Below are 22809 nucleotides of genomic sequence, written 5' to 3' on the forward strand. Positions count from 1 at the left end.
TGATCGAATCGCGTGCCATCCCGCACGGACCAAAGGACGTCGTGCCCGCTGACATGCCTGCTTCTTCCCCCGCCTGCCCCGCTGCCTTCCTGAACGCCGTCGGCACCGCGGTGCCCGATCACGATATCCATGACGCCTTCATCGCCTGGGCGCGCACGCGGACCGAGGCGCGCGCGACGCCGGTGTTCGACCGGATGGCGTCGCGGTCGGGGATCGCGCATCGCTGGTCGGTGCTGCCGCCGACCCCCGACGGTGGCTCGCCGGTCGACGCTGCGGGCTTCTATGCGACCGAACCGCATCCCGGCACCGCCGCGCGGATGACGTTGTACGCCGAGCACGCGCCCGATCTGGCGATCCGCGCGATCGACGCGTTGCGCGCGAAAATCGCGGTCGAGGGAATAACGCATCTGGTGGTGGCGAGCTGCACCGGCTTCGTCGCGCCCGGCATCGACCAGATCATCGCGCGCCGGCTTGGGCTGTCGCCGAGCGTCGAACGACTGCTGATCGGTTTCATGGGGTGCTACGCGGCGGTTGTCGCATTGCGCAACGCGCGCCACATCGTCCGCTCCGAACGTCACGCGCGAGTGTTAGTCGTGACCGTCGAGCTCTCGACGCTGCATCTTCAACCCGCCACCGATATCGAACCGTTGCTGGCGATGCTGCAGTTCGGCGACGGCGCTGCGGCCGCGCTGGTGACCGCGGATGCGACCGGGATCGAGCTCGGCACGCCGTTCGCCGCCGCGCTGCCCGATACCGAAACGCTGATCCGCTGGGACGTCACCGATGCAGGATTCGCGATGCATCTGTCGGGCGAAGTGCCCGCGCGGATCGCGACGGCGCTGGCGGATACCGCGTTCCGGACGATCGTCAGCGACGGCCACCCGCCCGAGTCGATCGACGGCTGGGCGGTGCATGCCGGCGGACGCTCGATCCTCGACGCGGTCGAGCATGCGATGCAGCTGAAGCCCGACGCGCTCGATGCGTCGCGGCGGGTGCTGGCGGAGAACGGCAACATGTCGTCGGCGACGTTGATGTTCGTGTTCGAACGCCTGCTGGCCGGACCGCCGATCGGGCACGGGGTCGCGCTGGCGTTCGGTCCGGGCCTTGCTGCGGAGGGCTTCGGATTCCGGAGCGCGGCATGAGCCTCGCCACGCGCAGCCAGGCCGAAGAGCTGATGGACGCGGACGATCTCGATGCGGCGACCTATGCGGACGTGGTCGGCGATCTCGCCACCGTGAACACCGTGACGCTGGCGCGGCGACCGACGCTCGATTTCCTCGACCGGGCGACCAAAGGGCGCAAGCGCGTCCGCGTGCTCGATGTCGGGTTTGGCGACGGCGACATGCTGCGCCGGATCGCGCGCTGGGCCAAGGCGAAAGGGATCGAGGCGGACCTCGTCGGCGTCGATCTCAACCCGCGCAGCGAACAGGCCGCGCGTGCGCATGGCACCGCCATCGGCGGCGATATCCGCTATGTCACCGGCGACTATGCGGATCTCGCCGACGAGCCCTGGGACGTGATCGTCAGCAGCCTCGTCGCGCATCACATGACGCACTACCAGCTGGTGGCGTTCCTGCGGTTCATGGAAGCGCATGCCAGCGCGGGGTGGTTCGTCAACGATCTCCACCGCCACGGGTTCGCGCATTGGGGGTTCCCGATCCTCGCCACGCTCGCGCGCTGGCACCGGATCGTCCGGCATGACGGCACGCTGTCGATCGCGCGCAGCTATCGCCCCGACGAATGGCCGCCGATCCTCGCCGAGGCGGGGATATTCCAGGCGAAGGTCCGTCGCGTCTTTCCGTTTCGGTTATGCGTCGAACGCCTGCGCTGATCGTCGGCGGCGGGCTCGCCGGGGCTGCCACCGCGATCCGGCTAGCGCGCGCGGGCTTGCCGCATCTGCTCGTCGAGCGATCGCGCGAGACGGGCGATGCGATCTGCGGCGGGTTCCTGAGCTGGCGGACGCTGGAGACGCTGGCCGGGCTCGGGATCGATCCCGATGCGCTCAATCCGGCGCGGGTGACGCGTGCGCGGATCTACGCCGGCGCGCGACGTGCGGAGGCTGCGCTGCCGCATCCCGCGGTGTCGGTGACGCGCCGACGCCTCGATACGGTGCTGCTGGCCGAAGCCATCCGGCTCGGTACGCCGGTCGAACGCGGCGTTACGGTGCGCGAGATCGACGGCACGGCGGTCCGCACCGCGGATGGCGCGACCTTCGCCCCCGACGCGCTGTTCCTCGCCAGCGGCAAGCACGACGTTCGCGGGATGGCACGCCCCGAAGCGGCGCGCGGCGACGATCCGACGCTCGGGCTGCGCGTGCGGATCGCCCCGTCTCCCGCGCTGCGTCGGTCGCTCGAGGGGGGCATCGAGCTGCATCTGTTCGATCGCGGCTATGCGGGGCTGGCGATGCAGGAAGATGGTACCGCGAACCTGTGTCTCGCGGTCCATCGCTCGCGCCTCCAGGCGGCGGGATCGCCCGCGCAACTGCTCGACGCGCTCGGTCGCGAAATGCCGGCGCTCGGCGAGTGGGTCGCGCGGGTCGATGGCGCCGCGACGATCGATGCGATCGCCAACGTCCCCTATGGCTGGCGGCAACGTCAGGGGGTGGACGCCATGTTCCGACTCGGCGATCAGGCCGGCGTCATCCCGTCGCTGGCCGGCGAGGGCATGGGCATCGCGCTCGCCAGCGGAGTCGCCGCGGCCGACGCCTATGTTAAAGGCGGCCCCGACACTGCCGCGCATTGGCAGGAAGATTTCGCGCGCCGCCTTGCACGCCCGATCGGCATCGCCGGCATCGTCCGCCAGGTCGCCGAAAGTACGCGTGCGGCGTGGCTGCTGCCATTGCTGCGCCCCGCCTTGATCCAGGTGATCGCGAATGCAACCAGAATAGGGCACACTTAGCGTTCGGTGTCAGGCCACCTTGAAATCCGTCCCGCCAGCACGAGATTCAAACCCATGGACCAGCTGAACCTTTCCGAATCCGAGTGGCGCCAGCGCCTCACCCCCGAGCAATATCACGTGCTGCGCGAAGCGGGCACCGAGCGTGCGTTCGCCGGTGCGCTCAACGACAACAAGGCCGATGGCATCTATCGGTGCGCGGCGTGCAGCAACGAGCTGTTCGACAGCGCGGACAAATATGATTCCGGATCGGGCTGGCCGAGCTTCACGCAGCCGATCGGTCCCGATGCGGTCACCGACCACACCGATCGCAGCCACGGCATGACCCGCGTCGAGACACGGTGCGCGCGCTGCGACAGCCATATGGGGCATGTTTTCCCCGACGGCCCGCCGCCGACCGGCCAGCGCTATTGCATGAACTCGCTGTCGCTGGAATTCCGGCCGCGCAAAGCGAACGTCGCGGCCTGATCGCGCTTGTAGGGCGCGGGCGGAACGCGTAATTCTCACGGTCACATGGCCAGTACGCGTTCTGCTTCACCGTCCCGTCGGCCCCCGTCTACCCCGGCGTCTCGCTGGCGTCGGCGGCTGGTCGTCTTTCTGAAAGTCTGCATCGGCATCGGTCTGCTCGCGCTCGGTGCGCTGGCGATCGCGGTGTATGTCGCGATGTCGCAACTGCCGAGCTTCGACAGCCTGAAGTCGTCGCCCAACGGGCAGATGATCCGCGTCCATGCCGCCGACGGTACGGTGATCGTGTCGATGGGGCCGAGCTTCGGCGAATGGCTGCCCTATTCGCAGATCCCGCAGGTCATGCGCGACGCGACCGTCTCGGTCGAGGATCGTCGTTTCCGGTCGCATATCGGCATCGATCCGGTTGGCGTCGCGCGATCGGTGAAGGTGCGGTTCGACCGCGGCCACTGGACGCAAGGCGGCTCGACGATCACGCAGCAGCTCGCGCGCACAGTTTTCCTCAACAACCAGAAGAAGTTCGGCCGCAAATTCCGCGAGGGCATCCTCGCCTTCGCGCTCGAATGGAAGTTCAGCAAGGACCAGATCCTCGAACTCTATCTGAACAAGGTCTATTACGGCGGCGGCGCTTACGGAATCGACGCGGCGTCGCGGAAATTCTTCGGTCATGGCGCTGACCATCTGAGCCTCGCCGAGGCGGCGGTGATCGCCGGCCTGGTGAAGGCGCCGTCGAACTATTCGCCGACCGCCGACGCGGAGGCCGCGGTCGGCCGCGCGGGCGTCGTGCTGGAGACGATGCGCGAAACCGGCGCGATCACCGCCGAGCAGGCCGCCGATGCCAATGTCAGCGGGTTGAAACTCGCGCCCGAGCCCAAGCAGAACAGCGTGCGGTATTTCACCGACTGGGCGTTGCCGCAGCTCGATACGCTGATCGACGAGACCACCGAACCGCTCGAAGTGTGGACGACGCTCGACCTGACGATGCAGCGCCAGGCCGACGATGCGATCCGCGCGAATGCACCCCCCGGCGCCCAGGGCGCGCTGGTCGCGCTCGATCGTGGCGGCGAGGTCCGGGCGATGGTCGGCGGCAAGGATTACGTGTCGTCGATCTACAACCGCGCGACGCAGGCGGTCCGCCAGCCGGGCTCCGCGTTCAAGCTGTTCGTCTACCTCGCCGCGCTGGAAGCCGGTCACAAGCCCGACGATTCAATCGTCGACGAACCCGTGACGATCCAGGGCTGGAGCCCGCGCAACGATTCGCGGCACAATTCCGGTGCCGTGTCATTGCGCACCGCGTTCGCCTATTCGCTCAACACCGTCGCCGCGAAGCTCGGCCAGGAGGTCGGCTTCAACACGGTCGCCGACATGGCGCGGCGGTTCGGCATCACCACGCCGGTCAACGTGCATCCGTCGATGGTGCTGGGCACCTCCGAAGTCCGCGTGATCGACATGACGCGCGCGTTCGCGAGCGTCGCCAACAAGGGTGTCGCGGTGACGCCGTACGGGATCACGCGAGTCACGGCCAACGGCCAGACGATCTACACGCATGAGGTCGACCGCAGCCACGTGCTCGTTGCGCCCTATGTCGCCGCCGAGATGACCGACCTGCTGCAGACCGCGGTCAACACCGGCACCGGGCGTGCCGCGCAGATCGGCCGCCCGGTCGCGGGCAAGACCGGCACCACCACCGCGTCGAAGGACGGCTGGTTCCTGGGCTTCTCCAGCGGCATCACAACCGGCGTGTGGATGGGCCGCGACGACGCCAAGCCGATTGCCGGCCTGCACGGCGGTACGGCTCCGGCAAAGGCTTGGGCGGCGTTCATGAAGCCCGCGACCGCGAACCGGCCGATCGAGCAGTTCGACACGCAGGTGACGTTGCCCGAGTGGCAGCTGGAGCCCGACGAGCAGAGCTATTTCGGGCAGCCCGACAACGGCCAGATGGCGGTCGACGCGGACGGTAATCCGATCGAGCAGGGCCAGCCGCCGGTGCCGACCGATGCGCAGACCGGCGACACGATCCCGCGGCCCGATGCGGATCAGCCCGAGCCGGCGCCTGCTGCTCCCGCCGCACCGCCGCAACAGCTCAACCAGGACTGGATCAACCGGGTCACGGGCCGAGACCAGCCCCGTCAGGAGCAGCCGGCAGGACGCCAGCCGCTAACGCGTGACGGGACGCGTCAGGATCGCTCTCAGGAAGACCGTCCGAACCAGTGAAGTTCGGCGCCGTGCGTGCGTAGCCAGACGCGCGCGGGTGTCGGGTCTTCGCCGTACAACTGCTCGACCAGCGCGTGGAAGACGGGCGCGTGGTTCATATGGACGCGGTGTGCGACTTCGTGCGCGACGGTGGCGCGGCGGACCCAGCTCGGCGCGAGGATCAGCCGCCAGCTGTAGCGGATGACGCCGCTCGACGCGCAGCTACCCCAGCGGCCCCTGGCATCGCCGACCGCGACCTGCGCGACGGTTACCTTGGCCTTGGCGGCGTATTCGGCGGTTTCGGTCTCCAGCACGGCGAGTGCGGTGCGCTTGAGCCAGGCCTCGACGCGACGCGCGATCGTTTCGGGAGGGCCTGACAGCGACAGGACCGAGCCTTCACGGACCACGGTGCGGCGACTACCGGGCGTCCAGTCGATCGTCAGCGGTTCGTCGGCGACGGTCAGGACCGCGCCGGGCACGAACGGGCGGGGCTGGGGGAGCAACGCGCGCTGTTCGGCAATCCAGCCGGCCTTGTCCTCGGCCCAGGCCAACGCCTGCTTCAGCGCGGCGCGTTTTGGCAGGACGAGACGCGCGCGGCCACTGGCGGGATCGATCGACAGGCGCGCGCGACGGGCGCGGGGGTGACGGACGATCTCCAGGCCTTCTATCACCGGGTCAGAGTTCCCGCTCGATCACATGGTATTCGAGCTCGCCCGCCTCGTCCTCGCTGATCGTCCAGCCGCGCACCGACTGCTTGGCGCGGTGGACGGCTTCGCGGTCGCCGCAGACTAGGTAGTGCCATTCGGGCAATTGCTCGCCGGCCGCGCGCAGGCGGTACGCGCAGGTCGAGGGCAGCCAGTCGATCCCGCGGACGTTGCCGGTCGTCAGCCGCACGCATTCGGGGACATAGGCGTGGCGGTGACGGTAATCGGAGCACTGCCCGCTGCGCCGGTCGAGCAGCCGGCACGAGACGTTGGTGGGCACCAGCTCGCCGGTATCCTCGTCCTCGAGCTTGTGGATGCAGCATTTGCCGCAGCCGTCGCACAACGCTTCCCATTGGCCGCGGTCGAGCTGGTCGATCGGCGTATCTTCCCAGAAGCGCGCGCTCACCGGGCCCAGCGCTTGATTTCCGTCACCACTGCGTCGGGCCCTTGTTCCTGCGGCAGCAAAGCGAGGGGCTTGCCGTCCGGGCTCATCAGATAGGCCTGGCGCGAGTGGTTTACGAGGTAGCCGCCGCCTGGGGAGGCGTCGCCCTTGCTGGAATACACGGCGTATTCGGTCTTGATCTTCGCGATTTGGTCGTCGCTGCCGGTGAGCCCGACCATGCGCGGGTGGAACGCCGAGACGAACTGCTTGAGTACCGCGGGCGTATCGCGCGCCGGGTCTACGGTCACGAACACGGGGACGATCTTCGCGGCGAGCGCGGGGTCGCTTGATTCCAGCTTTTTCACCGCGGCGCCGATCGCCTGGACATCCGTCGGACACACATCGGGACAGAAGGTGTAACCGAAATACATGATCCGGTATTTGCCGGCAAAGTTGCGCTCGGTGACGGTGTGCCCGTTCTGGTCGGTCAGCGTGAAGCCGCCGCCGATCCGGGCGCCGTCGAGCGGGGGCTTGGCCGGAGGGGCGGAGGCGGTACAGGCCGACAGGGCCAAGCCGGGCAGGGCGAGCGCGCAAAGGATGAAACGTCGGGTCATGGTGCCGCCAGCCTTGATCTGTTCGCTACTGCGGCGCAAGCGTTGCCCCATATCCAGGACGAACCAAGGAAGTCTCTCGATGCGTATTCGCCTGATGCTCGCCGCCACCCTCGTCATGCCGGCTTTGTCTGTCACCGCAGCACCCGCGTTCGCGCAAGGCCAGTCGGAGGGGTACAAGTTCCTGTCCGCGGTGCGCGATGCAAAGAACAACGACGTGCTGGAGATGCTCGGCAGGCCCGGCAGCAACATCATCAACACGCGCGACGTGACGAGCGGGGAGGGGGCGCTCCACATCGTCATCAAGCGCAGCGACGAGGTGTATCTGCGCTTCCTGCTGCAAAAGGGGGCGGATGCGAATTTGCGCGACGGCAAGGGTAACACGCCGCTGTTGCTCGCGGTGACGCTGGGACAGACGGGAATGATCCCGATCCTGACCGCGGCGGGTGCGAATCCGAACCTGGCCAATTCGGCTGGCGAGACTCCGCTGATCCGGGCGGTGCAGCGGCGCGACGTGGCGATGATCCGGGTTTTGCTCACCGAGGGCGCCGATCCCGACCAGGCGGATATCATCGCCGGCATGTCCGCGCGCGCCTATGCCAAGCAGGATGGACGCAACCCGATCGTGAGCAAGCTGTTGGAAGACGCGCCGAAAAAGGTGCGAAAGGCCGTGTCGGGCCCGAAGTTCTAGCCTTTTCCCTGGGCCGCCATCGATCTACTTCGTAAAAGCGTTTTTGGCCCCAACCCGGTCATCCTGACGAAAGTCAGGATCCAGGGCCATGAAGGATAGCGCTCTGTTACTCTGGATCCTGACTTTCGTCAGGATGACGGACTTAGAACGCCAACCCGTCCGCGTCCGGATCCATCTGCGCGATCAACCGACGCGCGGCGCGCCGCGCAAACGCGAGCGTACCCCGCTTTCGGATATGCGCGGGCAGGGGGGTGGTATGCGCCTCGCGGACGATCGCTGCATCGTAGCGGTCCGCGACGATGATCCCGGTGCGCTCGGGCAGGAACGCAGGCCCGTGCAGCGGCCCGACGTCGAACCCCGCCGGCACCGCCCAGAAATACCGGTCGCAATGCCCGAGGTAATCCGGCCATTTGCCGTCGCCGAGCAGGTCGGCGCGCGACACCTTGATCTCGACGATCACGATCTGCCCGCGCGCGTCCACCGCCATCAGGTCGGCGCGGCGGCCACCGTCGAGCGGGACCTCGGTCATTGCGGTGAGGTCGTGGCGCAGCAACATCCGGATCACGCCGCGCGCTACATCGGCGGCGCACAGCGTTGAATCCTGGGAGGATCCGGGTTTGTCGATGCAGGAGTCCGGCGGCATATCGAGCATGCCCCGGAAATAGAACAATTCGCGAACGAGGCAAGCTCATTCACGGATTGTGATCGTAGTTTGGGAGAAGCGACTAGCCTAATCGCCGTCCCATTTCCGTTCGTGCTCGGCGAGGTCGAAGCGCCTTAGCCTGCAACTCACCCTTCGACTTCGCTCAGGGCGAACGGAAGGGGGAGGGGGAAACGGAGAGAAGAGGTTCAGGGTAGACGCTGACCCGAAACGCCAGCTCGAACTCAGCGGTAGAAGACGTGGTTGCCGATCGAGGCGACCTTGACCGCGCGGACCGAAGGGCGACGGTCGGGCGTGTTGAAATACAGCGCCTTGTCGGCGGGGCTGTTCCACGCGCTGGCGAGCGCGACCTTGGCGACCGCGATCGCGGTGCGATAGGCGGTGCCCGCGTTGATCGACGGGATTTCGCCGCCACGAACGAAGCTGAACTGGCCGCGCTGCTTGACGACGCCGCAGACGTCGGCGGGGAAACGACCCGACTTGGCGCGATTGATGATGACTTCGGCGACCGCGAGCTGGCCGGTCAGCGGCTCGCCCTTCGATTCGAAATAGATCGCACCGGCTAGGCACTGGAGCGCGTCGCTGGCGGCGGCGCTATCCTGCGCGGCAACGGCCTGGGCGAGCGTATCGAATTCTTCGGCTTCGGACTTCGCGGTGTCCACGGCAGGTTCGACGCTGTTCTGCTCAACGGGGGCAACCGGGGTTGCGGCTGGAGCGATCTGCGGAACATTCTGCGGGGAGAGGACGTTTAGATTTGCGAGAGCGGTGAGGTTGACCGCTGGACGGTCGATGCCAGTAGCATGACCCGGTGCGCTGTTGCCAAGCAGGCCCGCAAGAGAAAATGTCATGACTGCGATCGTTGCAGCCCGCTGAAGAATCGTCATTCAAACTTGTTCAGATGCGGTTGGACCACGGAAACAATCGTACGAGCCGATCGTCCGGGCATCCCCCCGACTGCGTAACTGATCCGGATCGCACCCGTCCCAGCACAACGCCAATCAATGTTGCAATCCCTCTCTATTGGGGGGGCTTTCGAGTCAATCGTCGAGGATCGTTTCAGCGGCGAAGCGTTCCGCCGCTGCGATGTCCACCTCGATTACCCATAGATCCGGGTCGCTTGCGCGCCTGCGTTGCCAATAGCCGTCAAGGTTTTCGGCGGGAGTCGAGTCGATCAGCGCCGTCCGTCCGTCGGGTCCGATCCCGCGTTCGAGCAGACGGGCAGGGGCGCCCTTGTCGATCGCAATGACCAGGATCGCGCCGCCTTGCGGGTCGCCTTTCGCCATCACCGCGCCAAAGCCGCCGGCGTCGTTGACGCGCCGCAGCAGAGCGCTGACGAGGATTCCGCTGGGGAGACGGCCACTCATGTTGCGCTGCGGTATCCGGGGAGACCGGCGAGCGCGATCCGCGACCGCATGAACGTGCCGGTGCCTCTTGCCGCCTCTTCGCCGTCCGCATCGATCAGGCGCGCATCCGAGACGAAGACACGTCGCTTGCCGCTGATCCAGCGTCCTTCGGCGATCACCGGGCCGATCTTCAACGGGCGCGTGAGGAGGAGGTTGAACGCGGTGGTGAGCAGGAAACGATCGGTAACCAGGCTGTTGCAGGCGTAGAAGGCGGCGTCGTCGAGCATCTTGAAATAGCTCGTGCCGTGCGCGGCACCGCCGGCGTGGTAGTGGCGCTCGTCGATCGTGAAATGGATGCGCGCGACGCCGGCTTCGGGGATTTCCAGCGAGGAGTCGAAGAACCGGTTGATCGGGGCTTGGGCGTAGAGCGATTCCAGCGCGCGGAAATGGGCGTTTGCGCCGGCTGTGTTCGGGGTGTCAGACATGCAAAAGCCGCCCGACCAAGCCCGCTTCGTCATCCTGACGAAAGTCAGGATCCAGAGTAACCGATGGCAGCCCTTCACGGCTCTGGATCCTGACTTTCGTCAGGATGACGGGGGCGGGTACGGACGCGGGGTGGGGGTCACGCGGCATCGCGGACCTCGTCGGCGGTGAACAGCGCGTAGACCGCATCGGGTGATCCGCCGCCGCGCAATTTCTCGAGGAACGCCTTGTCGCGCAACCGGCGCGAGACGCGGGCCAGCGCCTTCAGATGGACCGCGCCGGCGTCGGTGGGGGACAGCAGCATGAAGACCAGATCGACGGGGAGATCGTCGACCGCTTGGAAATCGACTGGTTGCGCGAGCCGGGCGAAGACACCGGTGACCTGCGCAAGCCCTTCGAGCTTGGCATGCGGGATCGCGACGCCGCCGCCGAACCCGGTCGAGCCTAGCTTCTCGCGCGCCGCCAGCCGGTCGGCGATCATCTTGGGGTCGGCGTCGAGTATCTCCGATGCGGTCGTGGCGAGATGCTGGAACACCGCCTTCTTGTTGGTGGCGATGACGCCCGTCTGCACTGCGTCGGGACGCAGCAAATCGCTGAAATCGGTCATGGTGTTCAATGTCTCAAGCGCCCCCGCGCGCGTCCGCCTTAGCGGGTTGCGCGGAGGCGTAAAGGCGCGGCCTTGAGACCCGCGCCTTTATGGACCCTTCTTTACTGGGGAGGGGAGGCGGCCGCGCGCTGTGGCTCGACCCAGCCGATCGTACCGTCGCCGCGCTTGTACACCATGTTGTGCGCGCCGGTGCCCGCATTCATGAAGAGCAGCGCGGCGGTGTTGCGCAGATCGAGCATCATCACGGCGTCGGACACGCTCGCCTCGGGGATGTCGACGCGCGTTTCGGCGATGATCAGCGGTGCATCCGCGACATCGTCTTCCTCGATGCTTTCCTGGAACAGCGTGTAACCGGCATTGTCGTAGCCGTTGCTCTCGGCGATCGCGACCGCTTCGCCGGCATGGCGATCCTTCAGGCGGCGCATGTAGCGGCGGAGCTGAGTCTCGATCTTGGCGGCGGCACCATCGAAGGCGGCGCGGGCGTCATAGGCGTCGCCGTGGCCCTTGATCACGAGGCCCTTCATCACATGCGCGACGATGTCGCATTTGAACCCGGCGTCGTGCGGCCCCTTGCCGAACGTGACCTCGGCCGAGATGGCGCGCGAGAAATATTTGTCGGCGATACCCTGGAGTCGGTCTTCCACGTGGCTGTTGAGTGCTTCGCCAGTGTCAACCTGATGACCAGAAATCCGGATATCCATTATCGTCTCCTTGTCGGCGTTACAGTCTCGGGCGGTCCTATTGGCTCCACCCTGCCAGCGTCATCCGGACGCCACGGCCCCCCAAATCGGATCCTTGATCCCCTTCATAAACGCAGCATGGGCCGCAAGGTCTCCCTCGCTCACCGCGAAAACGCGGGGCGGGCGAACGACCCGAGGCGCCTGTGCGACGATCGGAGTCGCGGCGGTGCTGCCGGTATCGCCGAGCAGGCCGAGGCCGATCTGACGACCGCCCATCAGCTCGACATAGACCTGCGCGAGCAACTGCGCGTCGAGCAGCGCGCCGTGCAGTACGCGGTGGCTGCGATCGATTCCGAAGCGCGAACAGAGTGCGTCGAGCGAATGCTTGGCGCCGGGGTGACGGCTGCGCGCGATCTGCAGCGTATCGACCATCCGCTTCATGTGGATGATCTGGCGACCGCACTTGGTCAGCTCGCCGTTGAGGAACGAGAAGTCGAAGCCGGCATTGTGCGCGATCATCGGCGCGTCGCCGACGAATTCGAGCAGGTCCTCGACCGCGTCGGCGAACTTCGGCTTGTCGGAGAGGAACTGCGCGCTCAGCCCGTGGACGTTGAACGCCTCGACCGGCATGTCGCGCTCGGGGTGGTAATAGGCGTGGAAGGTGCGGCCGGTCTCGACCCGGTTGAGCATCTCGACGCAGCCGATTTCGACCATGCGGTCGCCGCCGGAAAAACTGAGGCCGGTGGTTTCGGTATCGAAGACGATCTCACGCATCCCGATGGTATCGGCTCAGATTTCCAAGGATGCAAGCACCGCCCGGACTTGCGCGCGCGTTGCGGCGAAGCTGGTGTCGGTGTCGATGACGTGATCGGCGCGGGCGCGCTTTTCCGCGTCGGGAGTCTGCCGGGCGAGGATCGCGGCGAACTTCTCCGCGGTCATGCCGGGGCGCGTGAGGACGCGGGCGCGCTGGACGTCGGGGGCGGCGGAGACGACGACGATCACGTCGACGTTGCGGTCGCCACCGGTCTCGAACAGCAGGGGGACGTCGAACACGACTCGCTGGCCGGCGTGTTTTGCGAGGAAGGCGGCGCGTTCTTTGCCGACGGCGGGGTGGACGATCGCTTCGAGGCGCTTGATCGCGGCGTCGTCGCCGAACACCACCGCGCCGAGTTTTGCGCGGTCGACTGCGCCGTTGGCGGTGGTGCCGGGGAAGGCGGTTTCGATCGCGGGAACGAGTCGCCCGCCGATGCCTTGCAGTCGGTGGACGGTTGCGTCGGCGTCGAACACGGGGACGGCCTCGTCGGCGAACATCGCAGCGACGGCGGATTTGCCCATGCCGATCGAGCCGGTGAGGCCGATGATCATTTGACCAGCGACGCGCGGAGGTCTTCGTCGCGATCGCGCGGTGGTTCCACGTGGAACAATATCTCGAACGCGACGGCGGCTTGGCCGATCAACATCTCCAGGCCATCGACGGTTTCGAGATCGCGCGCGCGCGCCGCTTTGAGCAGACCGGTTTCGAGCGGGGAGTAGACGATGTCGTAGACCAGCGAGTCGGGTTCGAGCGCGCCGAGATCGATGTCGAGCGGTGGTTGGCCGGCCATGCCGAGTACGCTGGCGTTGACGAGCAGGCGCGATGGCGGGGCGGCGGGGCCGATCGGGAGCGCCTGACCCTTGAGGCCGAACGTTGACAGCAGCGCCGCGCCCTTCAGCGGATTGCGGTTCAGGATCGTGACGGGGCCGACGCCCATTCGCGACAGCGCGAACAGGATCGCGCGGGCGGCACCCCCGGCGCCGATTACGGTGACGGGCTGGCCGGCGATGTCGAGGTCGTCGATTGGCGCCCAGAATCCGGCGGCGTCGGTGTTGGTGCCGACGCAGTCGCCCGCCTGGTTGCGGAACACGGTGTTGATCGCGCCGATCGTCCCGCGGACGTTGCCGGGGTCGGAGACGTGGTCGAGTGCTGCGAGCTTGTGCGGCATCGTGATGTTGCACCCTCGCCATGCGGGGTCGGCTTTGCGTTCGGCGAAGTACGCGGGGAGGGCGTCCGGGGTGACGAGCTTGTGGCGGTACTCCGCGTCGATCCCGAGCGCGTCTAGCCAGAAGCCGTGGATCAGCGGCGATTTCGACTGCGCGATCGGATCGCCGATCACTTCTGCATAGGGGCGGGTCATTCGAAGCTCCGTGTTTCCCCGCGGGGGCGGGGATCCAGTCTGGGCACCCGCCTTCGCGGGTGAACGGGATTTAGTCTAGCGTGCGCGGAATGCCATGTGCAGCACCTACTGAATCCTCCCCCGCAAGGGGGAGGTGTCGCCGGAGGTGACGGAGGGGGAGGATACGGAACAGGGGTTTCCCTTTCCTCCCCCTCCGTCTGGCAAGCGCCAGCCACCTCCCCCTGGCGGGGGAGGATCGAGATCGTCGGGTTACGCCGGCAACTCGCCACGCACGCGGAGGAAGTCGAGGACGTTGAGCAACGGCATGCCGAGAACCGTGAACTGGCTTCCTTCGATCTTGGCGAACAGTTGCGCGCCGGGGCCTTCGATGCGGTAGCAGCCGACGCAGCCCGCGATCGCGAGCCATTCTGCATCCAGATACGTCTCGATGAACGCATCGGACAGCGGGCGTACATGCATCTTCGCGCGCTCGACGTGGCGCCAGATCGCCTGGCCGTTCTCGGCGACGACCGCGGCGCTCCAGAGGTCGTGACGCTTGCCGGACATCAGCCTTAGGTGTGCCGCCGCATCGTCTCGGTCGACGGGCTTGTCGAGGATGGTGCCGTCTTCCAGTGCGACCAGCGAGTCGCTGCCGAGGACGAGATAGCCGGGCATCCTTGCGGAAACCTTGAGCGCCTTCAGTTCCGCCAGCGCATCGGCGAGATCGCGCGGGGACAGGTCGCGCAACGCTGCCTTCGCCGCATCTTCGTCGACGCCGGCAAAGGTCGCCTCGAACGGCACACCCGCGGCGGTCAGCATCGCGCGACGCGAAGCGCTTTGTGAGGCGAGGATCAGGCTCATGCTTCCTCCGGCGTCACGGCGTCGGCGCGACGCTGGTTGCACAAGGCGATGATCGCCGCCGCGGTTTCCTCGATCGAGCGGCGCGTAACGTCGATGACCGGCCAGCCATTGTCGGCGAACATGCGGCGCGCGAAGGCCAGTTCGCGCATCACCGCTTCCTCCTCGACATAGGACGTGTCGGGCTGCTGGTTGAGCGACAGCAGACGGTTGCGGCGGACCTGAATCAGCCGATCCGCACTGGTCGTGAGGCCGACGATCAGCGGGTTGGCGAGCTTGTATAGGTTCAGAGGTGGTGGGCTTTCCACGACGATCGGGATGTTCGCGGTCTTGTAGCCACGATTGGCGAGGTAGATTGAGGTCGGCGTCTTCGACGAACGTGACACGCCCGCCAGGACGATATCGGCCTCCTCCCATTCTTCCGAGGCGATCCCGTCGTCATGGGCGATCGTCCACTGGATCGCGTCGACGCGCGCGAAATAGGCCGCATCTAGGACGTGCTGGCGGCCAGGTCGCGCCTTGGCCTGCTGCCCCAGCAACCCGGACAGTGCATCGTTGACCGGGTCGAGCGGCGCCACCGCAGGCAACCCCAGCGCAAGGCATCGCTGCTCCAGAATTCGCCGCGTCGCGGGGTTTACCAGCGTGAACACGACCAGCCCCGGGTTCTGCGCGATTTCCTGGAGGATGCGTTCGAGATGCGCCTCGGTCCGGACCATCGGCCAGAAATGGCGGACCGTCTCGACGTCGTCATATTGCGCCAGCGCCGCCTTCGCGATGTTCTCCAGCGTCTCGCCGGTCGAGTCCGACAACAGATGAAGGTGGAGCCGCATCATCGGCGTTTTGTCCCCAGCGAGGGGGTCGCTGAGCGTAGATCTGTGGATAACATGGGGAGAACGGCTAGCGTAACTCGTCCCCCTCGCCAAGCGACGGGTGTGCCGTGGATAACACAGATTCTATCCACACCGCCGCGCACAGGGGCGGATTTTATCCACAGGCTGTGGGTAACGGGGAGCCTTGAATCGAATCAGCGCGTTTGTAGCGGTGCGCGGGGGTCAAGCTGTTGGCAATTCCGGGATCACCGCATAAGTCCCGGGTTCAACCGCCCAACCACTGCAACAACCTATTTCTAGAATCTTCTTATAGTAGAAGAAGGGTGCTCCGCTGACCGATCCGACCCCCAACTCGCCGACCTTCAAGCCGCTCCTGGCGACCCTTCGCGGAGAGCGGCAGGCCGTGCCGCCGCTGTGGCTCATGCGGCAGGCGGGGCGGTATCTTCCCGAATACCGCGAACTCCGCGCCGAGAAGGGCGGGTTCCTCGCGCTCGCGACCGATCCCGACGCCGCAGCCGAAGTCACGCTCCAGCCGATCCGTCGGTTCGGGTTCGACGGATCGATCTTGTTCTCGGACATCCTGATGATCCCGTGGGCGCTCGGACAGGATTTGAGCTTCGGGGTCGGCGAGGGGCCACGGCTCGAGCCGGCGCTGGTTGACCATGCGCTTGATCGGTTGCAACCGGTCATGGGACGGCTGGAGCCGGTCTACGGCACCGTTGCAAAGGTCGCTGCGGCATTGCCACCCGAGACGACGTTCCTGGGCTTTGCGGGGTCTCCCTGGACTGTCGCGACCTATATGGTGGCGGGGAAGGGCAGCAAGGATCAGTCCGAGACGCGCCGCTTTGCGTATCGAGACCCGGAGGCGTTTGGCGCGATTATCGACGCGATCGCTGATAACACCGTCGAGTATCTCGCGCGGCAGATCGAAGCGGGCGTAGACGTGGTCCAGCTGTTCGACAGCTGGTCGGGCTCGCTCTCGCCCGCACAGTTCGAGCGCTGGGTGATCGCGCCGACCGCGTCGATCGTCGAGCGGCTTCACACGCGTTGCCCCGGCGTGCCGATCATCGGCTTTCCGAAGGGGGCTGGGGGCAAGCTTCCGGCTTACGCGCGTGAGACGGGCGTCGATGCGATCGGGCTGGACGAGACCGTCGATCCGGTCTGGGCGCATGCGTCGTTGCCTGCTGATATGCCCGTACAAGGCAATCTCGATCCGCTGGCGCTGATCGCGGGCGGGGCGGATCTCGATGCGGCGATCGACCGGATCCTCGCGGCGTTCGTCGAGCGCCCGCACGTCTTCAACCTCGGCCACGGCATCCTTCCCGACACGCCCATCGCGCATGTCGAGCAGCTGATCGCCCGCGTAAGGAGCACGACATGAGCGGTTTTCTCGGGGCGGCCTATGATTGGGTGAAGGCCGCGCATCTGATCTTCGTGATCTTCTGGATGGCGGGGCTGTTCATGCTGCCGCGCTATCTGGTGTATCACCAGGAGGCGCTGGCGGCGGGCAACACGACCGAGGCGGCGAACTGGGTCGAGCGTGAGAGCAAGATCCGCCACATCATCCTGACGCCGGCGATGATCGTCGTCTGGGTGTTGGGGATCGCGCTGGCGCTGAACCTCGGGCTGGCGGACGGTGCGCCGGGGCTGGGGTGGCTGCACTTGAAGCTGCTGATCGTATTTCTGCTGACGGGATATCACGGCTGGGCGGTCGGCTATGCGAAGAAGCTCGCCGCGGGGAAGCCGACGCTGGCGGGGAAGCAGTTGCGGATGCTCAATGAGGTGCCTGCGCTGGCGGTGACGCTGATCGTCGTGCTGGTGATCGTAAAGCCGTTCTGACCGCGTGTTCTCCTGCGAACGCAGGAGCCCAGGGTTACAGGCGATCGCGTTCGTGATCCTGGGCCCCTGCGTTCGCAGGGGAACGGCGAGAGTGGAGTTCCCGTCTCCGCTTGACTAACCCGCCCCCCAATTCTAACTCCTTCTCCCAACACGGCCTCCTGGCGTCCTGCCCGGTCGTGTCTTGCCAGACTCGTCTCGCCCAGTTCCGCTTCCCAAGCGCACCGCCGACCGAGCGTTCTCCCGTTGATTGCTATCCGGAAATCCCCATGCATCTCAAAGACCTGAAGAAAAAGAAACCTGCCGAGCTGGTCCAGCTGGCCGAGGAACTGGGGGTCGAGAGTGCTTCGACGCTCCGGAAACAGGACCTGCTGTTCGCGATCCTGAAGGTCCAGGCGGACAATGGCGACCAGATCATGGGGCTCGGCACGATCGAAGTGCTGCCCGACGGCTTCGGCTTCCTGCGCTCGCCGGAATCGAACTATCTCGCCGGCCCGGACGACATCTACATCTCGCCGAACCAGGTGCGGAAGTTCGGCCTGCGTACCGGCGACACGGTCGAGGGCGAGATCCGCGGGCCGAAGGATGGCGAGCGCTATTTCTCGCTGGTGAAGCTGACCGCGGTCAATTTCGACGATCCCGACGTCGTCCGCCACCGCGTCAATTTCGACAACCTCACGCCGCTCTACCCCGAGAGCAAGCTGACGCTCGATCCCGCCGACCCGACCGTCAAGGACAAGTCGGCGCGGGTGATCGACATCGTCTCGCCGCAGGGCAAGGGCCAGCGCACGCTGATCGTCGCACCGCCCCGCGTCGGCAAGACGGTCATGTTGCAGAACATGGCCAAGGCGATCACCGACAACCACCCCGAGGTGTTCCTGATCGTCCTGCTGATCGACGAGCGCCCAGAGGAAGTCACCGACATGCAGCGCAGCGTGAAGGGCGAGGTGGTCAGCTCGACCTTCGACGAACCCGCGCAGCGCCACGTGCAAGTCGCTGAAATGGTGATCGAAAAGGCCAAGCGCCTGGTCGAGCACAAGAAGGACGTGGTGATCCTGCTCGACTCGATCACGCGTCTGGGTCGTGCCTACAACACAGTGGTGCCGTCGTCGGGCAAGGTCCTGACCGGTGGTGTCGATGCGAACGCGCTGCAGCGTCCCAAGCGCTTCTTCGGTGCTGCGCGCAACATCGAGGAGGGCGGTTCGCTCTCGATCATCGCTACCGCACTGATCGATACGGGCAGCCGCATGGACGAGGTGATCTTCGAGGAGTTCAAGGGCACCGGCAACTCGGAAATCGTGCTCGATCGCAAGGTCGCGGACAAGCGCATCTTCCCGGCGCTCGACGTCGGCAAGTCGGGTACCCGCAAGGAAGAACTGCTGGTCGACAAGGCCAAGCTCAGCAAGATGTGGGTCCTGCGCCGCATCCTGATGCAGATGGGCACGATCGACGCGATGGAGTTCCTGCTCGACAAGATGAAGGATTCGAAGACCAACGAGAATTTCTTCGATAGTATGAATCAATAACCGGGTGCGGCCTGCTGCAAGCTGCAGCAGGACTCGCACCGGTTCGGCCGGCGGGGGCGCGAGCCTCCCGACCGACGACATGGGCTTTGCCCATGTCCGCCAAGCAGACCAAAGCGGCACGCGAGAGCATGGCTTTCGCGTGCCGCTTTGCTATTAATCACTATGAAACCGCCACTCCGCCCGCGGCGTGGCCACGTCACCGGGAGCTGACATCTTGAGTATCATCGCCATGCTGGCCACCGCCGCATCGGGAGTAGCCGGACCCGGCTCGCCGCTGGAAATCTGGCAGCATATCGTCGCCGACTTCTCCAACCTCGGCGACCCGAAGGCCTTGGCCGCATTCGGGTCGGTCCTGATGATCGACCTCGTCCTCGCGGGCGACAACGCGATCGTCGTCGGCGCACTCGCTGCCGGACTGCCCACCGACCAACGCAAGAAGGTCATCCTGATCGGTATCGGCGCGGCGCTGGTGCTGCGCATCTTCTTCGCGTTGATCGTAACGTGGCTGATGGGCATCGTGGGCCTGATCTTCGCGGGCGGCCTATTGCTGCTCTGGGTCAGCTGGAAGTTCTGGCGCGAAATCCGCGAGGGCGCGGAGAACGCCGGGTCGGAAGAGATCGAGGGCGACGAGCGTTCGGGAATTCGGTCCTCAAAGGGCTTTGCAAGCGCCGCCTGGGCGGTCGCCGTCGCCGACGTTTCGATGAGCCTCGACAACGTCCTGGCGGTCGCCGGCGCGGCGCGTGAGCATCCCGGCATCCTCGTCATCGGCCTGCTGCTGTCGGTCGCAATGATGGGTCTGGCGGCGAACTACATCGCGCGCGTCATCAACAAGTATCGCTGGATCGCGTATATCGGCCTCGCGGTGATCCTCGTGGTCGCGCTGAAGATGATCTACGAGGGCTGGGTCGGCACTGGCGAGACGCTCGGTATCATCTCGCTGCTGCGCTGATCGCGGGGGCAGTTGGGATAAGATAAGGCCTCGCCGGATGATCCGGCGAGGCCTTTTTCATGTCTCCGTCCATACCTCGTCATGCCGGGCTCGTTCCGGCATCCACTGTTCCGCAGACTCGGTAGTCGTGAGTGCGCGGAACCGTGGACCCCGGAACTAGTCCGGGGTGACGAAGAGATTGGTTAGGCGAGGTTCTCCGCGAAGAACTTTGCCGTACGCTCGTCTGCCAGCTTGGCCGATGCATCCGAGCGCCGCTCGCCGAACTCGGTCGCGAAGCCGTGGTCCTCGCCCGCGTAGTCGTAGATCGTCACCTTGGGGTGATCGTCGAGCCCGGCGTGCATCGCCGCCTGCGCATCCTTGTCGACGAAGTGATCTTCCTCCGGCACGTGCAGCAGCACCGGGTGTGCGATCGCGTGCTTTTCGCCGAGCAGGCCGTCGATCCCGACGCCGTAATAGCCGACGCTCGCATCGACGTCGGTCCGCGCCGCGGTCATGAACGCCAGGCGCCCGCCGAGGCAGTAGCCAACCACGCCGACCTTTGCGTCGTCACCGAGTTCCGACCGGACCGCGCGGATGCTCGCTTCGATATCGGCGATACCCTTGTCCTGGTCGAACTGGCCCATCAGTTCGAGCGCACGGTCGAACTCGGGCTTGATGTCCGGGTCGAGTTCGATGCCCGGCTCCAGACGCCAGAACAGGTCGGGGGCGATCGCGAGATAGCCGGCTTCGGCGAGCGTATCGCACTTGCGGCGGATCCCTGCGTTCACGCCGAAGATCTCCTGGATCACGACGATCGCGGCCTTTGGCGTGCCTGCCGGGGTCGCGCGATACGCGGTGAATTCGCCATCGCCTGCGAGCGTGGCGATCTTGGTAGTGTTCGTCATAACAGTCCTCCTGGCGGCCGCTCGTGGTCGAGCAGCCGGGATTTGGTGATCGGGCCTTCCCCCGCGGAGTACGCACCAAGCGCTCCGCCGGCTCCAAGGATTCGGTGGCAGGGGACGATGATCGGAAAAGGATTGCGCGCGCACGCCTGGCCGATGGCGCGCGGGCTGGAGCCGATCGCCTTGGCAAGCGCGCCGTAGCTGGCCGTGGTGCCGTAGGCGATGTCGACGATCGCCTGGCGAAGGTCGGCACCGCGCGGGGTAGGGGAGAGTGCGAGGGGCAGGTCGAACACGGTCAGTCGTCCGGCGAAATACGCGTCGAGCTGGCGGAGTGCTTCAAGGATCGCGGGGGCGCCGCTGGTCGAACCATCCTCCACGCCGATATCGATCGCGTCGATCCGGTCCCCGGTGCCGGTCACGCGGACCAGACCGATAGGCGTTGCGATCGAGGCGGCATCGCGCGCATACATTCCCCCGCTATGCAGCGCCGCGATGGACCGCTCAAGCGTCATCGAGGGTGCGTCACATGAAGATGAATATCGAGATCGAATGCACGCCCGAGGAAGCGCGCCGCGCAGTCGGGCTGCCCGACCTGACGCCGATCCACGACCGCTATATCGCGATGATGATGGAGGCGATCCCAGACGGCCAGATGAAGCCGGAAATGCTCGAATCGATGATGCGCGGCTGGCAGCCGATGGGCGAGGCGGGAATGGCGATGTGGAAGCGCCTGTTCGACAGCGCGACGAAAAGCGGCTGAGCTTCCCGTGAAGACGATTTTCGCGGTATCGAGCGGACGGCCGCCAGCGGCGATCGCTGTCGTTCGCGTAAGCGGCCCCGAGGCGTTTGCTGCGGCTGAGATGCTGGCAGGACCATTGCCGGCGCCGCGCTATGCCAGCCTCCGAGGACTGCGGGACACCGATGGGGCGTTGCTCGATCGCGCGCTGGTGATCGTGTTTCCGGGACCCGCGACGGCGACCGGCGAAGACCTGGTCGAGTTTCATTGCCACGGTGGTCGCGCGGTGATCGCGGCAGTTGAGCATGTGTTGTCGGTAATGCCCGGCCTGTGTCATGCCGAACCCGGTGAGTTCACCCGCCGCGCGCTGACCAATGGCCGCATTGACCTGACCGAGGCGGAGGGGCTCGCCGATCTTCTCGAAGCCGAAACCGAGAGCCAGCGTGTCGCGGCGATGACGGCGGCGGAGGGGCGGGTGAGCCAGGCCGTGCGCGGCTGGATGGACACGGTCGCGATGCTGTCCGCGCGGATCGAGGCGATGCTCGACTTCGCCGATGAGGACGATGTGGCGAGCGATACTGCGGCGTTCGACGCGATCGTCTCGGAGATCGCCGCACTCGCCGCGCAGATCGAGGCGGTGGTCGACGCCCCGCCGGTGGAGCGGCTCAAGGACGGCCTGCGCGTCGTCATTGGCGGTCCGCCGAACAGCGGCAAGTCGACGTTGCTCAACCTGCTCGGCGAGCGCGATGCGGCGATCGTCTCGCCGATCTCGGGAACAACACGCGACCGGATCGACGTTCCGGTGATGCGGAACGGTGTCGCCTATGTGCTGACCGACACTGCGGGCTTGATCGATACGCTGGACCCGATCGAGGCGATCGGCGTCACGCGTGCGGAAGGCGCGCTCGCCGCGGCGGACATCGTGATGTGGCTGGCCGATACCGCGCCGCCCCGCGCCGATGCGATCTGGATTCATGCGCGCGCCGATCTGCCGGGGCGGGGAGAGTTGCCGTCTGGTCGGACATTAGCGGTCTCGCAGACCGACCGGGAATCGCTCGATGCCCTTTGGGGTGAACTGCATCGGCGAGCGATTGCGATGCTGCCCCGTGGCGATGAGATCGCATTGAAGCAACACCAGCGCCGGCAGTGCGCTGCGGCGGTCGAGGCTCTTCGGTATCGAAGCTCGGACGCGCTTATCGTAGCGGAACACCTTCGACAGGCCCGCGCGATCCTTGCTGGCGTGCTGGGGCTCAATGCGACCGGGGAGATGCTCGACGCGCTATTCGGACGATTCTGCATCGGGAAGTGATGTTCCACGTGGAACA

28 protein-coding genes are annotated in these 22809 nt (G+C 66.1%); 12 read left to right on the forward strand and 16 right to left on the reverse strand.

Going from position 1 to position 22809, the window contains the following annotated elements:
* Positions 1-53: 53 nt before the first annotated feature.
* The 5 genes from C8J44_RS13105 to C8J44_RS13125 are packed head-to-tail and all read left to right on the forward strand — an operon-like array spanning position 54 to position 5574.
* Positions 54-1142 (forward strand): type III polyketide synthase, encoded by a 1089-nt coding sequence (locus C8J44_RS13105; protein WP_121904892.1) that lies wholly within the window; start codon positions 54-56, stop codon positions 1140-1142.
* A complete protein-coding gene (locus C8J44_RS13110; RefSeq protein WP_121904893.1) occupies positions 1139-1831 on the forward strand; it encodes a methyltransferase domain-containing protein in 693 nt (230 codons plus the stop codon). The genes C8J44_RS13105 and C8J44_RS13110 overlap by 4 nt, the downstream gene beginning before the upstream one ends.
* Complete coding sequence (locus C8J44_RS13115) at positions 1810-2898, forward strand: NAD(P)/FAD-dependent oxidoreductase (RefSeq protein ID WP_121904894.1); 1089 nt, start codon at positions 1810-1812, stop codon at positions 2896-2898. The genes C8J44_RS13110 and C8J44_RS13115 overlap by 22 nt, the downstream gene beginning before the upstream one ends.
* Before the next feature lie 54 nt (positions 2899-2952).
* On the forward strand, positions 2953-3363 hold the full coding sequence (gene msrB / locus C8J44_RS13120; protein WP_056053779.1) for a peptide-methionine (R)-S-oxide reductase MsrB: 411 nt from the start codon (positions 2953-2955) through the stop codon (positions 3361-3363).
* Positions 3364-3408: 45 nt separating this feature from the next.
* Positions 3409-5574, forward strand: coding sequence for a transglycosylase domain-containing protein (locus tag C8J44_RS13125; RefSeq protein WP_121904895.1), 2166 nt, complete (start codon positions 3409-3411; stop codon positions 5572-5574).
* Here C8J44_RS13125 and C8J44_RS13130 read toward each other — a convergent pair.
* The 3 genes from C8J44_RS13130 to C8J44_RS13140 are packed head-to-tail and all read right to left on the reverse strand — an operon-like array spanning position 5550 to position 7253.
* Positions 5550-6224 (reverse strand): M48 family metallopeptidase, encoded by a 675-nt coding sequence (locus C8J44_RS13130; RefSeq protein WP_121904896.1) that lies wholly within the window; start codon positions 6222-6224, stop codon positions 5550-5552. The two genes, C8J44_RS13125 and C8J44_RS13130, sit on opposite strands and share 25 nt — an antisense overlap.
* A gap of 4 nt (positions 6225-6228) precedes the next feature.
* Complete coding sequence (locus C8J44_RS13135; protein WP_055874881.1) at positions 6229-6663, reverse strand: YcgN family cysteine cluster protein; 435 nt, start codon at positions 6661-6663, stop codon at positions 6229-6231.
* Positions 6660-7253 (reverse strand): SCO family protein, encoded by a 594-nt coding sequence (locus tag C8J44_RS13140; RefSeq protein WP_121905451.1) that lies wholly within the window; start codon positions 7251-7253, stop codon positions 6660-6662. Before C8J44_RS13140 ends, C8J44_RS13135 begins: the two co-directional genes overlap by 4 nt.
* Positions 7254-7332: 79 nt before the next feature.
* Here C8J44_RS13140 and C8J44_RS13145 point away from each other — a divergent pair, with 79 nt between their 5' ends.
* The gene (locus tag C8J44_RS13145; RefSeq protein ID WP_259466859.1) at positions 7333-7941 is read left to right on the forward strand and encodes an ankyrin repeat domain-containing protein; all 609 of its coding nucleotides are present in this window, start codon (positions 7333-7335) and stop codon (positions 7939-7941) included.
* Between the two features lie 142 nt (positions 7942-8083).
* On the opposite strand, the gene C8J44_RS13150 is transcribed toward C8J44_RS13145, so the two are convergent.
* From C8J44_RS13150 to C8J44_RS13200, 11 genes are all read right to left on the reverse strand, one after another.
* Positions 8084-8593: an MmcB family DNA repair protein gene (locus tag C8J44_RS13150; protein WP_121905452.1), complete on the reverse strand. Its 510-nt coding sequence runs from the start codon at positions 8591-8593 to the stop codon at positions 8084-8086.
* 233 nt (positions 8594-8826) lie between these two features.
* Positions 8827-9450, reverse strand: coding sequence for a cell wall hydrolase (locus tag C8J44_RS13155; RefSeq protein ID WP_259466860.1), 624 nt, complete (start codon positions 9448-9450; stop codon positions 8827-8829).
* Positions 9451-9639: 189 nt separating this feature from the next.
* A complete protein-coding gene (locus C8J44_RS13160; protein ID WP_121904898.1) occupies positions 9640-9966 on the reverse strand; it encodes a DUF1491 family protein in 327 nt (108 codons plus the stop codon).
* On the reverse strand, positions 9963-10430 hold the full coding sequence (locus C8J44_RS13165) for a PaaI family thioesterase (RefSeq protein ID WP_121904899.1): 468 nt from the start codon (positions 10428-10430) through the stop codon (positions 9963-9965). Before C8J44_RS13165 ends, C8J44_RS13160 begins: the two co-directional genes overlap by 4 nt.
* Positions 10431-10567: 137 nt before the next feature.
* Complete coding sequence (locus C8J44_RS13170) at positions 10568-11035, reverse strand: PTS sugar transporter subunit IIA (RefSeq protein ID WP_121904900.1); 468 nt, start codon at positions 11033-11035, stop codon at positions 10568-10570.
* A 101-nt stretch (positions 11036-11136) separates the two neighbouring features.
* Positions 11137-11736 carry a ribosome hibernation-promoting factor, HPF/YfiA family gene (gene hpf / locus C8J44_RS13175; RefSeq protein ID WP_056053797.1) on the reverse strand — a complete coding sequence of 200 codons (600 nt, stop codon included), beginning with the start codon at positions 11734-11736 and terminating at the stop codon, positions 11137-11139.
* A 60-nt stretch (positions 11737-11796) separates the two neighbouring features.
* The gene (gene dnaQ, locus C8J44_RS13180) at positions 11797-12489 is read right to left on the reverse strand and encodes a DNA polymerase III subunit epsilon (RefSeq protein WP_121904901.1); all 693 of its coding nucleotides are present in this window, start codon (positions 12487-12489) and stop codon (positions 11797-11799) included.
* A 15-nt stretch (positions 12490-12504) separates the two neighbouring features.
* Positions 12505-13080, reverse strand: coding sequence for a dephospho-CoA kinase (gene coaE, locus C8J44_RS13185; protein WP_121904902.1), 576 nt, complete (start codon positions 13078-13080; stop codon positions 12505-12507).
* Positions 13077-13889, reverse strand: a complete 813-nt coding sequence (locus C8J44_RS13190; protein ID WP_121904903.1) for a shikimate dehydrogenase — start codon at positions 13887-13889, stop codon at positions 13077-13079. The genes coaE and C8J44_RS13190 overlap by 4 nt, the downstream gene beginning before the upstream one ends.
* 249 nt (positions 13890-14138) lie before the next feature.
* The gene (locus tag C8J44_RS13195) at positions 14139-14729 is read right to left on the reverse strand and encodes a nucleoside triphosphate pyrophosphatase (protein WP_121904904.1); all 591 of its coding nucleotides are present in this window, start codon (positions 14727-14729) and stop codon (positions 14139-14141) included.
* Positions 14726-15559: a pyruvate, water dikinase regulatory protein gene (locus tag C8J44_RS13200; protein ID WP_121904905.1), complete on the reverse strand. Its 834-nt coding sequence runs from the start codon at positions 15557-15559 to the stop codon at positions 14726-14728. Before C8J44_RS13200 ends, C8J44_RS13195 begins: the two co-directional genes overlap by 4 nt.
* 328 nt (positions 15560-15887) lie before the next feature.
* Here C8J44_RS13200 and hemE point away from each other — a divergent pair, with 328 nt between their 5' ends.
* From hemE to C8J44_RS13220, 4 genes are all read left to right on the forward strand, one after another.
* Entirely contained in the window at positions 15888-16937 is a 1050-nt protein-coding gene (gene hemE, locus C8J44_RS13205) for a uroporphyrinogen decarboxylase (RefSeq protein ID WP_121904906.1), read from the forward strand.
* On the forward strand, positions 16934-17395 hold the full coding sequence (locus C8J44_RS13210) for a CopD family protein (RefSeq protein WP_056053815.1): 462 nt from the start codon (positions 16934-16936) through the stop codon (positions 17393-17395). Before hemE ends, C8J44_RS13210 begins: the two co-directional genes overlap by 4 nt.
* A gap of 266 nt (positions 17396-17661) precedes the next feature.
* Positions 17662-18918 (forward strand): transcription termination factor Rho, encoded by a 1257-nt coding sequence (gene rho, locus C8J44_RS13215; RefSeq protein WP_031395107.1) that lies wholly within the window; start codon positions 17662-17664, stop codon positions 18916-18918.
* Positions 18919-19147: 229 nt separating this feature from the next.
* Positions 19148-19867, forward strand: a complete 720-nt coding sequence (locus C8J44_RS13220; RefSeq protein ID WP_183128828.1) for a TerC family protein — start codon at positions 19148-19150, stop codon at positions 19865-19867.
* Between the two features lie 182 nt (positions 19868-20049).
* Here the strand turns inward: C8J44_RS13220 and C8J44_RS13225 are convergent, their stop codons facing one another.
* A complete protein-coding gene (locus C8J44_RS13225; protein WP_121904907.1) occupies positions 20050-20751 on the reverse strand; it encodes a dienelactone hydrolase family protein in 702 nt (233 codons plus the stop codon).
* Positions 20748-21218, reverse strand: a complete 471-nt coding sequence (locus tag C8J44_RS13230) for a methylated-DNA--[protein]-cysteine S-methyltransferase (protein WP_121905454.1) — start codon at positions 21216-21218, stop codon at positions 20748-20750. The genes C8J44_RS13225 and C8J44_RS13230 overlap by 4 nt, the downstream gene beginning before the upstream one ends.
* A gap of 56 nt (positions 21219-21274) precedes the next feature.
* Between C8J44_RS13230 and C8J44_RS13235 the strand changes: the two genes are divergently transcribed.
* Both C8J44_RS13235 and mnmE read left to right on the forward strand, forming a co-directional pair.
* Positions 21275-21508, forward strand: coding sequence for a DUF6489 family protein (locus C8J44_RS13235; protein WP_056053820.1), 234 nt, complete (start codon positions 21275-21277; stop codon positions 21506-21508).
* A 7-nt stretch (positions 21509-21515) separates the two neighbouring features.
* A complete protein-coding gene (mnmE, locus tag C8J44_RS13240; protein WP_121904908.1) occupies positions 21516-22793 on the forward strand; it encodes a tRNA uridine-5-carboxymethylaminomethyl(34) synthesis GTPase MnmE in 1278 nt (425 codons plus the stop codon).
* Positions 22794-22809 lie beyond the last annotated feature (16 nt).

The organism is Sphingomonas sp. PP-CE-3A-406 (assembly GCF_003688625.1).
Lineage (GTDB): Bacteria > Pseudomonadota > Alphaproteobacteria > Sphingomonadales > Sphingomonadaceae > Sphingomonas.

What these genes read in the sequence shown, in the direction of transcription:
- C8J44_RS13105 (WP_121904892.1), top strand. Translation starts at nt 54, where the DNA reads ATGCCTGCTTCTTCCCCCGCCTGCCCCGCTGCCTTCCTGAACGCCGTC.
- C8J44_RS13110 (WP_121904893.1), top strand. Translation starts at nt 1,139, where the DNA reads ATGAGCCTCGCCACGCGCAGCCAGGCCGAAGAGCTGATGGACGCGGAC.
- C8J44_RS13115 (WP_121904894.1), top strand. Translation starts at nt 1,810, where the DNA reads ATGCGTCGAACGCCTGCGCTGATCGTCGGCGGCGGGCTCGCCGGGGCT.
- msrB (WP_056053779.1), top strand. Translation starts at nt 2,953, where the DNA reads ATGGACCAGCTGAACCTTTCCGAATCCGAGTGGCGCCAGCGCCTCACC.
- C8J44_RS13125 (WP_121904895.1), top strand. Translation starts at nt 3,409, where the DNA reads ATGGCCAGTACGCGTTCTGCTTCACCGTCCCGTCGGCCCCCGTCTACC.
- C8J44_RS13140 (WP_121905451.1), bottom strand. Translation starts at nt 7,253, where the DNA reads ATGACCCGACGTTTCATCCTTTGCGCGCTCGCCCTGCCCGGCTTGGCC.
- C8J44_RS13145 (WP_259466859.1), top strand. Translation starts at nt 7,333, where the DNA reads ATGCGTATTCGCCTGATGCTCGCCGCCACCCTCGTCATGCCGGCTTTG.
- C8J44_RS13150 (WP_121905452.1), bottom strand. Translation starts at nt 8,593, where the DNA reads ATGCTCGATATGCCGCCGGACTCCTGCATCGACAAACCCGGATCCTCC.
- C8J44_RS13155 (WP_259466860.1), bottom strand. Translation starts at nt 9,450, where the DNA reads ATGACATTTTCTCTTGCGGGCCTGCTTGGCAACAGCGCACCGGGTCAT.
- C8J44_RS13160 (WP_121904898.1), bottom strand. Translation starts at nt 9,966, where the DNA reads ATGAGTGGCCGTCTCCCCAGCGGAATCCTCGTCAGCGCTCTGCTGCGG.
- C8J44_RS13165 (WP_121904899.1), bottom strand. Translation starts at nt 10,430, where the DNA reads ATGTCTGACACCCCGAACACAGCCGGCGCAAACGCCCATTTCCGCGCG.
- C8J44_RS13170 (WP_121904900.1), bottom strand. Translation starts at nt 11,035, where the DNA reads ATGACCGATTTCAGCGATTTGCTGCGTCCCGACGCAGTGCAGACGGGC.
- hpf (WP_056053797.1), bottom strand. Translation starts at nt 11,736, where the DNA reads ATGGATATCCGGATTTCTGGTCATCAGGTTGACACTGGCGAAGCACTC.
- dnaQ (WP_121904901.1), bottom strand. Translation starts at nt 12,489, where the DNA reads ATGCGTGAGATCGTCTTCGATACCGAAACCACCGGCCTCAGTTTTTCC.
- coaE (WP_121904902.1), bottom strand. Translation starts at nt 13,080, where the DNA reads ATGATCATCGGCCTCACCGGCTCGATCGGCATGGGCAAATCCGCCGTC.
- C8J44_RS13190 (WP_121904903.1), bottom strand. Translation starts at nt 13,889, where the DNA reads ATGACCCGCCCCTATGCAGAAGTGATCGGCGATCCGATCGCGCAGTCG.
- C8J44_RS13195 (WP_121904904.1), bottom strand. Translation starts at nt 14,729, where the DNA reads ATGAGCCTGATCCTCGCCTCACAAAGCGCTTCGCGTCGCGCGATGCTG.
- C8J44_RS13200 (WP_121904905.1), bottom strand. Translation starts at nt 15,559, where the DNA reads ATGATGCGGCTCCACCTTCATCTGTTGTCGGACTCGACCGGCGAGACG.
- C8J44_RS13210 (WP_056053815.1), top strand. Translation starts at nt 16,934, where the DNA reads ATGAGCGGTTTTCTCGGGGCGGCCTATGATTGGGTGAAGGCCGCGCAT.
- rho (WP_031395107.1), top strand. Translation starts at nt 17,662, where the DNA reads ATGCATCTCAAAGACCTGAAGAAAAAGAAACCTGCCGAGCTGGTCCAG.
- C8J44_RS13220 (WP_183128828.1), top strand. Translation starts at nt 19,148, where the DNA reads ATGCTGGCCACCGCCGCATCGGGAGTAGCCGGACCCGGCTCGCCGCTG.
- C8J44_RS13225 (WP_121904907.1), bottom strand. Translation starts at nt 20,751, where the DNA reads ATGACGAACACTACCAAGATCGCCACGCTCGCAGGCGATGGCGAATTC.
- C8J44_RS13230 (WP_121905454.1), bottom strand. Translation starts at nt 21,218, where the DNA reads ATGTATGCGCGCGATGCCGCCTCGATCGCAACGCCTATCGGTCTGGTC.
- C8J44_RS13235 (WP_056053820.1), top strand. Translation starts at nt 21,275, where the DNA reads ATGAAGATGAATATCGAGATCGAATGCACGCCCGAGGAAGCGCGCCGC.